Origin of the sequence: Reyranella soli, from assembly GCF_007992495.1 — a bacterium.
Classification (GTDB): domain Bacteria; phylum Pseudomonadota; class Alphaproteobacteria; order Reyranellales; family Reyranellaceae; genus Reyranella; species Reyranella soli.
The window spans coordinates 1-11505 of the sequence record NZ_BKAJ01000236.1 but is presented as its reverse complement, the minus strand read 5'-3'; the positions used below and the strand labels follow the sequence as shown (position 1 = coordinate 11505).

Annotated in this window: 10 protein-coding genes; 6 read left to right on the top strand and 4 right to left on the bottom strand. The window is 67.5% G+C overall.

Translation table 11 applies throughout. The features are described from left to right. Positions 1 to 8: 8 nt before the first annotated feature. Both RSO01_RS43610 and RSO01_RS43605 read right to left on the bottom strand, forming a co-directional pair. Positions 9 to 1505: a CoA-acylating methylmalonate-semialdehyde dehydrogenase gene (locus tag RSO01_RS43610; protein ID WP_147156878.1), complete on the bottom strand. Its 1497-nt coding sequence runs from the start codon at positions 1503 to 1505 to the stop codon at positions 9 to 11. Between the two features lie 60 nt (positions 1506 to 1565). Beyond that, positions 1566 to 2906, bottom strand: a complete 1341-nt coding sequence (locus RSO01_RS43605) for a formimidoylglutamate deiminase (RefSeq protein ID WP_147156877.1) — start codon at positions 2904 to 2906, stop codon at positions 1566 to 1568. Between the two features lie 64 nt (positions 2907 to 2970). Here RSO01_RS43605 and RSO01_RS43600 point away from each other — a divergent pair, with 64 nt between their 5' ends. From RSO01_RS43600 to RSO01_RS43585, 4 genes are read left to right on the top strand one after another with little or no spacing between them, the layout of a single operon-like run. Further along, complete coding sequence (locus RSO01_RS43600) at positions 2971 to 4002, top strand: amino acid ABC transporter substrate-binding protein (RefSeq protein ID WP_147156876.1); 1032 nt, start codon at positions 2971 to 2973, stop codon at positions 4000 to 4002. Between the two features lie 39 nt (positions 4003 to 4041). Beyond that, positions 4042 to 5196 (top strand): amino acid ABC transporter permease, encoded by a 1155-nt coding sequence (locus tag RSO01_RS43595; RefSeq protein ID WP_218037644.1) that lies wholly within the window; start codon positions 4042 to 4044, stop codon positions 5194 to 5196. 10 nt (positions 5197 to 5206) lie between these two features. Further along, entirely contained in the window at positions 5207 to 6277 is a 1071-nt protein-coding gene (locus RSO01_RS43590) for an amino acid ABC transporter permease (protein ID WP_147156875.1), read from the top strand. A 10-nt stretch (positions 6278 to 6287) separates the two neighbouring features. Next, positions 6288 to 7367 carry a serine hydrolase domain-containing protein gene (locus RSO01_RS43585; protein WP_147156874.1) on the top strand — a complete coding sequence of 360 codons (1080 nt, stop codon included), beginning with the start codon at positions 6288 to 6290 and terminating at the stop codon, positions 7365 to 7367. Here RSO01_RS43585 and RSO01_RS43580 read toward each other — a convergent pair. Together RSO01_RS43580 and RSO01_RS43575 are read right to left on the bottom strand one after the other, a co-directional pair. Further along, positions 7364 to 7849 (bottom strand): cupin domain-containing protein, encoded by a 486-nt coding sequence (locus RSO01_RS43580; protein ID WP_147156873.1) that lies wholly within the window; start codon positions 7847 to 7849, stop codon positions 7364 to 7366. The genes RSO01_RS43585 and RSO01_RS43580 overlap by 4 nt on opposite strands. Positions 7850 to 7910: 61 nt before the next feature. Continuing rightward, positions 7911 to 9596 (bottom strand): N-acyl-D-amino-acid deacylase family protein, encoded by a 1686-nt coding sequence (locus RSO01_RS43575; RefSeq protein WP_147156872.1) that lies wholly within the window; start codon positions 9594 to 9596, stop codon positions 7911 to 7913. Positions 9597 to 9672: 76 nt separating this feature from the next. Here RSO01_RS43575 and RSO01_RS43570 point away from each other — a divergent pair, with 76 nt between their 5' ends. Together RSO01_RS43570 and RSO01_RS43565 are read left to right on the top strand one after the other, a co-directional pair. Continuing rightward, complete coding sequence (locus tag RSO01_RS43570; protein WP_147156871.1) at positions 9673 to 10503, top strand: nucleotidyltransferase domain-containing protein; 831 nt, start codon at positions 9673 to 9675, stop codon at positions 10501 to 10503. Positions 10504 to 10535: 32 nt separating this feature from the next. Continuing rightward, positions 10536 to 11504, top strand: a complete 969-nt coding sequence (locus tag RSO01_RS43565; RefSeq protein WP_147156870.1) for a Bug family tripartite tricarboxylate transporter substrate binding protein — start codon at positions 10536 to 10538, stop codon at positions 11502 to 11504. The last annotated feature ends 1 nt before the right edge of the window (position 11505 follow it).

The window sequence follows — 11505 nt, the reverse complement described above, 5'->3', positions numbered from 1 at the left end:
CCCCCAGCCTAATTGCGTGCCTTGAACGCAAACTCCGCGCCCGACCGGATGCCGGTCGGCCAGCGCGCGGTCACGGTCTTGAGCTTGGTGTAGAAGCGCACGCCTTCCATGCCGTAGATGCCGTGGTCGCCGAAGATCGAGGCCTTCCAGCCACCGAAGCTGTGATAGGCGACGGGCACCGGGATCGGCACGTTGATGCCGACCATGCCGATCTTGACGTTGTTGGCGAAGGCGCGGGCGGCGTCGCCGTCGCGGGTGAAGATCGCCGTGCCGTTGCCGTAGGCGTGGTCGTTCACCAGGCCGATCGCCTCGTCGAAGGTCTTGGAGCGGACGACCGACAGCACCGGCCCGAAGATCTCGTCCTTGTAGATCGTCATGTCCTTGGTGACGTTGTCGAACAGGCAGCCGCCCATGAAGTTGCCGCTCTCGTAGCCCTGCAGCTTCAGCCCGCGGCCGTCGACCACCAGCTTGGCGCCTTCTTTCACGCCCTGGTCGACATACCCCATCACCTTGTCGCGGTGCTGGCGCGTCACCAACGGCCCCATCTCCGACTGCGGGTCGAGGCCCGGCCCGACCTTCAGCGCCTGCACGCGCGGCGCCAACTTGGCCAGAAGCTTGTCGCCGACATCGCCGACGGCGACGGCGACAGAGATCGCCATGCAGCGCTCGCCCGCCGCGCCATAGCCCGCGCCGATCAGCGCATCGGTCGCCTGGTCGAGGTCGGCGTCGGGCATGATCACCATGTGGTTCTTGGCGCCGCACAGCGCCTGCACGCGCTTATTGCGCTCGGTGCCCTGGTGATAGACGTACTCGCCGATCGCCGTGGAGCCCACGAACGAGATCGCCGGCACGTCGGGGTGCTTCAGCAGTGCGTCGACCGCGACCTTGTCGCCGTTCAGCACCTGGAAGATGCCGGCCGGCAGGCCCGCCTCGGCGAACAGCTCGGCCAGCAGCATGGGCGCGCTGGGATCCTTCTCCGACGGCTTCAGGATGAAGGCGTTGCCGCAGGCCACTGCCATGGCGCCCATCCAGCACGGGATCATGATCGGGAAGTTGAACGGCGTGATGCCGGCCACCACGCCCAGCGGCTGGCGGATCGACCAGGAATCCATGTCGGTCGCGACCTGCTCGGTGAAGTCGCCCTTCATGTGATGGGCGATGCCGCAGGAGAACTCCACGACCTCGAGGCCGCGGCCGACCTCGCCCTTGGCGTCGTCGAAGGTCTTGCCGTGCTCGAGCGACATCAGGCGGGCGAGGTCGTCGAGGCGCTTCTCCATCAGCGCCTTGAGGTTGAACATCACGCGCTGGCGGCGCAGCGGCGGCGTCGCCGCCCAGGCCAGCTGGGCCTTCTTGGCGATCTGCACCGCGGCATCGATTTCCGCTTCCGAGGCGAAGGCCACCTTGCCCGTCACCTCGCCCGTCGCCGGATTGGTGACGTCACCGGCGCGGCCGCTCTGGCCCGCCACGCGCTTGTTCCCGACATAATGGCCGATCTCGGTCGCCATCTCACCCTCCCGCAACGATTCGGCGCGTTCTACCACCGGCCGGAAGAAGCGGAAAGCGCCTCAGGCGAGCCCGCTCAAGGCCTTGCGATAGCGCTGGCCGAGTTCGTCGCGCGCGACATGGCGGCCGTTCTGCACCACCGGCACGCCACGACAATAGACGGTCTTGATCGCCGCGTTGTCGGCTGCGAACAGCCAGGCATCGAGCAGGCTGTCGTCCTGCGCGGCGGCGAGCGAAGCGTGCTGCCGATCCAGCACCACGAAATCCGCGCGCTTGCCCGGGGCGATGCCGCCCATCGTCGATGCGTCTGTCGCCCGCGCGCCGCCGGCCAGCGCCGCCTCGAACAATCGCCGGCCGGTGGAGCGTGTCGCCTCGCCCAGCACGTTGCGCTGCCGGTGCATCAGCCGCTGGCCGTATTCCAGGGTCCGCAGCTCGTCGGCAGCGGAGATGCGGATCAGGGAATCCGAGCCGATGCCGAACTGGCCGTCCTCAGCCAGGAATGCGGCTGCATCGAACAGGCCGTCGCCGAGATTGGCTTCGGTGATCGGACAAAGGCCGACAATGGCCTTGGTCCTGGCGATGCGCGCCCGTTCATCGGCGTTGGCATGTGTTGCATGGACCAGGCACCAACGGCGCGCATCGACCTCGACCGTGCCGAGCAGCAGATCGATCGGTGGCCGACCATGGGCGGCGATGCAGTCGTCGACCTCGCGCGTCTGTTCGGCGACGTGGATGTGCGCGGGCAGGCCGGTCCAGGTGAGGGCGGCCCACTGCAGATCGTCCAGCGTGACGGCGCGCAGCGAGTGCGGTGCGATGCCGATGTTGCCTGCAGGCACCCGGGTTTCCATCAGTCGTGCATAGCGATCGCGGTCGCACACGAAGCGGCGCTGCGCCGGCGTCGGCGGCTTACCCAGGAAGCCGCTCTGGCGATAGAGCACGGGCAGGAGCGTGAGGCCGATGCCGGCTGCATCAGCTGCCGCCACGATGCGCTCCGACATCTCGGCGACATTGTCGTACGGCCTGCCGTCGGGCTGGTGATGCAGGTAGTGGAACTCCGCCACCCAGGTGAAGCCCGCCTCGAGCATCTCCATGTAGGCAAAGGCGGCGATCGCCTCGAGCTCATCCGGCCCCAGCCGCTCGACGAAGCGGTACATCGCCTCGCGCCAGGTCCAGAAGGAGTCGGCTTCGCTGCCGCGCCGCTCGGTCAGCCCCGCCATGGCGCGCTGGAAGGCGTGGCTGTGCAGGTTGGGCAGGCCGGGCAGCGCGACGCCGGAGACACGCTGGGCCTGGCCGTGGCCCGCTTCCTCGATGCCCACGATGACGCCATGGTCGATCCTGACCACGACGTCGCGCCGCCATCCGTCGGGCGTCAGCGCCAGTTCGAGATGCAATTTGCTCGCCATGGCCGGGTTGTTACGCTATCCGACAGGCATCCGCATTGCATGTCTTCGAGGGGGAGTTTTTGCGATGAAGACCGTCTGCCGCATTGCCGCTCTGGCGGCCTTTTTCACGGGTTCCGCCGCCTCGGCGCAGCAGCTCGCCCCCAGTCCCACGCTCGACGCCATCAAGGCGCGCGGCCACATCGAATGCGGCGTGCATCTTGGCCTGCCGGGCTTCTCGTTCGCCAACGACAAGGGCGAGTGGACCGGGCTGGACGTCGACTATTGCAAGTCGCTGGCCGCCGCCGTGCTGGGCGACGCCACCAAGGTCAAGTTCACGCCGACCTCCGTTCAGCAGCGCTGGGCCGTGCTGCAGTCGGGCCAGGTCGACCTGCTGTCGCGCAACACCACGATCACCTTCTCGCGCAACGCGACGCTTGGCGTGAACTTCCAGGGCATCAATTTCTATGAGGGCCAGACCTTCGTCGTGCGCACCAAGGCCAAGGTCGTGGCAGTCAAGGATCTGGCCGACGCCACGATCTGCGTCGCCGCCGGGTCGACCGAGGAGAAGACCGCGGCCGACTGGTTCCGCGAACGCAACCTCAAGGTCACCATCATCAACTTCCAGAAGAACGACGATGCCATCTCGGCCTACGACCAGGGCCGCTGCGATGCCTATACCGCCGGTATCGGCGCGCTGGCCGGCCAGCGCATCAAGTTCAAGGACCCCAACGAGCACCAGATCCTGACCGAGATCATCTCCAACGATCCGCAGGGCCCGGTGACGCGCTGGGGCGACGAGCGCTGGCAGCTCGTCGTGCGCTGGGTGCTGAACGGCACCATCGCCGCCGAGGCGCTGGGCGTGACGTCGAAGAACGTCGAGGAGATGAAGGCCAAGTCGGCCAGTTCCGAGGTCCGCCGCCTGCTCGGCGCCGAGGGCAAGTTCGGCCAGATGATGGGCCTCTCCGACGACTGGATGTTCAACGCCATCAAGCAGGTCGGAAACTACGGCGAAAGCTACGAGCGCACCGTGGGCATGGGCTCGGCCCTCAAGCTGAAGCGCGGCGCCAACGAGCTGTGGACCAAGGGTGGCCTGCTCTATTCGCCGCCGTTCCAGTGATCGACGTCATCCCGATGACGGAATAGCAAAACCGTCGCCGTGATCCGTTTCCTCCGCGACCGCAAGGTGCGCGACGTGCTGTGGCAGGCCCTCGCGACCGTGGGCCTGGTCGTGGTGGTCGTGTTCTTCGTGCGCAATGCCTCGGACAACATGGTGAAGGCCGGCATCGCCTCGGGGTTCCAGTTCCTGTGGCGCGACTCCGGCATCGAAGTGCCCTTCAACATCACCGGCTACAAGCCCAGCGATACCATCCTGGCGCTGTTGTGGACCGGTATCGTCAACACGATCCTGGTCTCCGCCGCCGCCGTCGTCGTGGCGACGGTCATCGGCTTCACCGTCGGCCTGATGCGGCTGTCGCACAACTGGCTGCTGTCCACCCTTGCCGCCGTCTATATCGAGTTCGTCCGCAACATCCCGCTGCTGTTCTTCGTGCTGTTCTGGTACTTCGGCGTGCTGGCGGCCCTGCCGACGCCCAAGGAAAGCTACGATTTCCTGGGTATTGCGTTCCTCAACCGCCGCGGCCTGTCGATCCCGCTGCCCAACGACGTAGCGGGCTTCCAGCTCGCGCTGCTGGCGATCGCGGTGCTGATCGTCGCCCAGATCGGCCTCGCCCGCTGGGCCAAGGCCCGCCAGGCGCGGACCGGGCGCGACTTCCCGACCTGGATGGTGGGCTTCGTGTTGTGCGGCCTGCTGCCGATCGTGGCCCTGGCTGTCGCCGGTGCCGCCACGAGCTGGGACGTGCCGACGCTGCGCGGCTTCAACTATCGTGGCGGCTTCGTGCTGGTGCCGGAGTTCGTGGCGCTGTTCATGGCGCTGTCGACCTACACCGCGGGCTTCATCGCCGAAGTCGTGCGCGGCGGTATCCAGTCGGTGCGCCAGGGCCAGATCGATGCCGCGCGGGCGCTCGGCCTCACGCCCGGCCGGGTCGTGCGGCTGGTCGTGATCCCGCAGGCCATGCCGGTGATCATCCCGCCGATCACCAGCCAGTACCTCAACCTGATCAAGAATTCCTCGCTAGGTGCTGCCATCGCGTACCCCGAGATCGTGGCGGTGTTCATGGGCTCGGCCCTGGTCGCCACCGGGCAGGCGATCGAGATCATCGCCATCACGCTCGGCATCTATCTCACCATCGGGCTCGCCGTGTCGGCGTTCATGAACTGGTACAACGCCCGCCATCGCCTGGTGACGAGATGAGGGTGACGCGATGAAAGCAGTGCGTCCCCCGCTGCCGGGCTGGCTGGAGACTCTGCGGCAGCGCCTGTTCGCGACCCCGGTCGATATCGCCGTGTCGTTCCTCTGCCTCTACGTCGTGTGGCGTATCTCGGTGCCGCTGGTCGATTGGCTGCTGGTCGAGGCCAACTGGCGCGGGACCTCGCGCGAGGATTGCACCAATGCCGGCGCCTGCTGGGTCTTCATCCGCGCCCGCTTCGCCCAGTTCATGTACGGCCAGTATCCCGTGCCCGAGCGCTGGCGCGTCGATCTCCTCGGTGTGCTGGCGGTGTGCGTGGCGGCGGCCCTGTCGTGGCGGCGCCTGCCGCGGCGCCGCGAGGCGGCGATCGCCGCCCTGGTCGTCCTGCCGCCACTCGGCATCTGGCTGCTCTATGGCGGCCTCGGCCTGCGTATCGTCGAGACGCGCGAGTGGGGCGGGCTGATGCTGACGCTCTTTCTCGCGATCTATGCCGGCCTGATCGCCATTCCGCTCGGCATCCTGCTGGCGCTCGGCCGCCGCTCGCGCCTGCCGTTGATCCGCTTCGCCTCGATCGTGTTCATCGAGTTCTGGCGCGGCGTGCCGATCATCACTGTGATCTTCCTCGCGTCCCTGCTGCTGCCGCTGATCATGCCGACCGGCTTCAATGTCGACCGCCTGGCGCGCGCCGTGATCGGCCTTGCTTTCGTCATCGCCGCCTACATGGCCGAGGCGGTGCGCGGCGGCCTGCAGGCGTTGCCCGACGGCCAGGTCGAGGCCGCCCAGGCGCTGGGCCTGGGCTACTGGCGCATCACGCGGCTGATCGTGCTGCCGCAGGCACTGCGCATCGCGCTGCCGGCCATGACCAACGAGTTCATCGCCCTGTTCAAGAACACGACCCTGGTGCTGATCGTCTCGATCTTCGACCTGCTGGGCATCGCCCAGGCAGCCCTGGCCGATCCCGCCTGGGTCGGCATGAACATGGAAGCCTACGTTTTTGCCGGCGCCATCTACTGGTTCGCCTGCTTCGGCCTCTCGCAATGGAGTCGCCGGCAGGAGAAGCGATTGAGTGCCGCTTACGGGCGTTAGGATTCCTGTCATGCGTGCGTTCCCGTCGTCCCTTGTACTTCTGCTCCTCGTCGTGCTCGCGGCCGGTCAGGTGCAGGCCCAGACGGTCGACGGCGTCGAGCAGGCATGGCGCGCCTGGGCGGCGCAATACGGGCGCAAGACGAGCGGACTGGCGGTCGTGCATGGCGGTCGCGTGGTTCGCGAGGCGGCCATGGGGCGGGAGGCGGTGGGCGAGCCCGTGCCCGTCGCCAGCCTGTCCAAGGCGGTGACCGGCGTCTGCGTCGCCGGCCTGATCGATCGCGGTCAGCTGTCGTTCGAAACGCCGCTGTCGCAAGCGCTTGCCAAGACGATGGCGCGGGTCGGCCGGCCGGTCGATCCGCGACTGTCGACCGTTACGATCAGCCAGCTGCTGGTCCATCGCGCGGGCCTCGCCAGGAAGGACATCGTCAACGCCCCGCTTGCCGACTATCTGCGCACGCACACCGCGCGGCGCACGGCGTTCGACGTCCAGCTCGGCTGGATTTTCCGCCAGCCGCTCGCATCGCAGCCGGGCACACTCAACGTCTACTCGAACGCTGGCTATTTGATCCTCGGCGCCGTGATCGAGGAGGCGAGCGGACGGGACTACGAAAGCTACTGCCGCGAGACCGTGCTGCTGCCGTTGGGCGCGCGCACGGCAGAACTCAATCCGGCATGGCGCATCATGTCGAGCTATGGCGGCTGGCGCATGTCGACTGCCGACTATGGCCGCTTCTATCAGGCCTTTGCCCCCGGCAACCCGGCGATCGGCCCGCAGGCGCGCGCCTGGATGATGTCACCCGAGGGCAAGCGTGTCGGCAGCGGCGGCGTGCATTACGGGCTCGGCACGTTCGTGCGTCCGACCCCGACCGGCGGCGGCAATTTCTGGCACTGGGGCGCCTGGACCTACAATCTTCAAGGCGCCTACGATGGCACGCTCAACGCCTCCTACTCGGTCTTCGCCGTGCGCCTGGGCGCGATCGACACCAACATGGTCGTGCACATCGATCCCCGGCTGGACAAGGGAGGGGCGACGGGCGAGCTCGATCGGTCTCTCGGCCGAGCCGCCGAAGCGGTCAGGAACTGGCCTTAGCCCTCGTCATGCGGTGATCCGTCCTTGCGCGTGTGGACGTACTTGCCGTCGGCGCCGGCCTTGGCGTGGTTGTCGATATCGGGATAGTCGATCTCGTCGAACGGCGTGCGATCGCCGATCACCAGGATCGTCGCATCGGCGTTGGAGCGATTGATGAAACGGTGGGCGTTGCCGCAGCCGGCCGGGAAACCGGCGCACATGCCGGCCCGCAGCGTCTGCGCGCCCTCGTCGGTCTCCAGGACGATCTCGCCGGACACGACCCAGATGAACTCGTCCTGCCTGCTGTGCGCGTGCCGCGCCGAGGACTGGCCGCCCGGCACGATGCGCGTGAGGTTCACGCCGAAGTTTTTTAGCCCGACATGATCTCCCAGGCGGCGGTTCCAGCGTTTGCTGTTGTCGCCGCGGAAAGCGACCGGATAGCTGGTGGCGTTGCTCTCGGCGATGTCGGCCGGATCGAAGGCGGGCAGGCGGGCTTTCGGCATGCCCCGACTCTAGCCCGCCCGCCGCGCGCGTGCGAACGAGACAGGCTCATGCGGCCATGAACTAAGCTGCGAAGTCGCGGATCACCTCGCCCGGCCGCGCCTTGGGATCGGCGCAGAAGCCCTTGTCGTTGGCGACCTGGGCGCCGTTGATCCAGACGCCGTGCAAGCCCACGGCCGAGGCGGTGAGCCGTGCCGCACCCGCCGGCAGGTCGTGCGCACGGCGCTTGGGCCCGCGCGCGACCGTCCTCGGGTCGAACAGCATCAGGTCGGCGGCATAGCCTTCGCGCAGCAATCCGCGGTTCTTGAGGCCGAACAGCTTGGCCGGCTGGCCGGTCAGGCGATGCACCGCCTGCGGCAGGTCGAGCACGCCGAGGTCGCGGCTCCAATGGCCCATCAGGTGCAGGCCGAAGCCGGCATCGCAGAAGAAGGTGAGATGGGCGCCGGCGTCCGACAAGGAGATGTGGGTCTGGGGATCGGCCAGGATGCGGCCCACCGCCTTTTCGTCGTTGTGCAGGAGCTGGGCCACGAACATGGTGTCGAGCTCTTCCGACAGCGCAAAATCGAGGATGCAGTCGAGCGGGTCCTTGTTCGCCTTCTTGGCCAGCTCCGCCAGCGTGGCGCCTTCGAGAGGGCGATTCTCCGCCTTCGCGGTCTCGACGACGAAGAGCTTGTCCCACTCGCCGTTGAACACCAGCCGGCCGCGCGCGGCGTCGAGTTCCTTGCGTACGGCATCGCGCCACGACCTGTCGCGATAGACCTTCTTCAGCGCCTCGCCGTCGTGCGCCGCCATGGCGGGCTTCCACGACTGCATGCTCTCGAACAGGTACGGGCTCTTGAAGGTGAAATCCATGCTGAGCGGACAGCACGAGGTCTGCGCGACCAGCTGATGGCCGCGCGAGCGGGCGGCATTGATCTGGTCGAGCGTCGTGAAGGCCGCCGTCGGGTTGGTGTTGGAATGGAAGAGGGCGGCGATCACCACCGGCCGCCGGGCCTCGACGGCCAACTCCTCGAGATAGGGGATCGAGGTCTTGCTGCCCTTGGTCAGCATATAGACGCCGCGTCCGCTCTCGCCCATCGTCCGCACCAGCGTCCGCAGCTCGCGATCGTCGGCCAGGCGCGAGGGCATCGGCGTGCCGCCTTCGCCGTTGTGCGCTTCGGCGGTCGAGGTGGCGAAGCCGACGGCGCCGGCTGCCATCGCCTCACTTACCAGCGCTTTCATCGCCGCGATCTCGTCGTCTGTCGCGGTGCGCTCCGTCGCCTCCTCGCCCATGACGTAGGTCCGGATCGCCGAGTGGCCCGCAAAGCAGGCGACGTTGGGACCGACGCCTTGCTGCTGCAGCATATCGAGGTACTGCGGGAAGCTCTCGAATCCCCAGCGCACACCGGCGCGCAACGCATCGAGCGACATACCCTCGACATGGGTCAAATGACGCATGGTGAGGTCGCGGTCGGCCGGCTTGCAGGGCGCGATGGTGAAGCCGCAATTGCCCATCACCGCCGTGGTGACGCCGAGCGCCGGCGAGGGATCGACGAAGGGATCCCAGGTGATCTGGGCGTCGTAGTGGGTGTGGCCGTCGATGATGCCGGGCGCCAGCGCTAGGCCGTCCGCCTTCACCGTCTCCTTGGCCGCGCCGAGCTTGTCCCCGATGGCGGCAATCCTGCCACCGGTCACGCCGAGGTCGCCGCGCACAGGCGCGCTGCCGGCCCCGTCGTGGATCTCGGCGTCCTTGATGACCAGGTCGAACATGTCGGCTCCTCCGGATTTCCGTCATGGTGTGACGGCGCGGCAACCTTTTCCAGTTCCTTTGGCGCTAAACAAAGCCATGAGCGATGCAAACGACGAAGCCCTGCTCAGCCGCCTGGTCGGGGCGCTGGCGCCGGTGTCGGGCATCGAGGCGATCGCGCTCGGCGGCTCGCGCGCCCGCGGCACGGCGACGGCGGCCTCGGACTACGATATCGGGCTGTACTACCGCGGCCGGCGGCCGATCGATATCGCCGCCTTGAGCCGGGTGGTCGCGTCACTCGATGACCGCGGCGCCGTGGCCGAGGTCACGCCTCTTGGCGGATGGGGACCGTGGATCGATGGCGGCGGCTGGCTGTTGATCGACGGCGTCCATGTCGACCTGCTCTACCGCGACCTCGATCAGCTCGCCTCGGCGATCGACGATGCCCATGCCGGTAAGGTCGAGCCGCACTATCAGCCCGGCCATCCGCACGCCTTCCTGTCGACCATCTACATGGGTGAGGCCGCGTATGCGCGGGTGCTGCACGATCCGGAGGGATCGCTTGGAGCTCTGCAGACGCGCACGAAGCCCTATCCACCGGCACTCGCGGCGGCGCTGCGCAAGCGTTTCGGATGGGAGGCGTCTTTTGCCTTGGCCAATGCCCGCAAGAGTCTCGATCGCGGTGACGTCTCCTATCTGGCCGGCTGTGTCTTCCGAGCCGTCGCTTCCCTCTGCCAAATGCTGTTCGCCCTGAACGGTGTCTATCTTTTGAACGAGAAGGGTGCCGTCGCGGCGGTCGGCGGCTTTGCCCGCAAGCCGTCGGATTTCGCTGATCGCATCGCCGCCATCTACGCCGACCTCGGGTCGGGCGCGCATGCAGCCGCCCTGGCGCACCTGGAGACGCTGGTGTCGGAGACCGCGGCGCTTTAGGTTCCCCACCAACGAAACTCAAGGGAGGAGACATGGCGAGATTGGGACGGCGCGGATTCGTGGCCGCGGCTGTGGCGTGGAGCGCGGCGCCGGCGGTGCTGCGGGCGCAGGATTTCCCGTCGAAGCAGGTGCGCGTCGTGGTGCCTTATCCGGCCGGTGGCGGCACCGATCTGGTGGCGCGGTTGATCGTCCCCAAGCTCGCTGACCGCTGGAAGCAGACCGTCGTCATCGACAACAAGGGCGGCGCCAGCGGCATCCTGGGTAGCGAGATCGTCGCCAAGGCAGCCCCCGACGGCTACACGCTGCTGGTGACGACCAGTGCCCACACCATCAATCCTTTCACGACCAAGACGCTGCCCTACGACACCGAGAAGGATTTCACGCCGGTCACGGTGCTGATCAAGGGCGCGATCGCCCTGGTCGGCTCGCCCAAGGCGGGCTTCGACAGCATGGACAAGTTCCTCGCCGCGGCGCGCGCCAATCCGGGCAAGTACCAGTTCGGCAGCACCGAGAACACCACGCGCATGATCGGCGAGCTGTTCCGCCTGAAGAGCGGCTTGAAGATCGAGAACGTCGCCTACAAGGGCGCTGCGCCGATGATGCAGGAGCTGGCCGGCGGCCACATCCCCGTGGGCTTCACCAGCCCGCTCACCGTGATGTCGCACCACCGCAGCGGCACGCTGAAGATGCTCGCGGTCACCACCGAGAAGCGGCTGGAAGTGCTGCCCGAGGTGCCGACCATGGCCGAGGCAGGCGTGCAGGGCGTCGATCGCTCCGCATGGTTCGCCATGTTCGGCCCGGGCAAGATGCCGGCCGAGCTGGCGCAGCGCATCCGCGACGATGTCGTGGCAGTGCTGGCCGAGTCCGAGATGCAGGCCAAGATCCGCGACCTCGCGAGCGAGCCCGGCGGCGAGCCACCCGATGCCTTCGCCAAGCGCATCAGCGAGGAGCTCGTCATCTGGCGCGACACCGCGAAAGCCGCCGGTATCGAGCCGGAGTGAT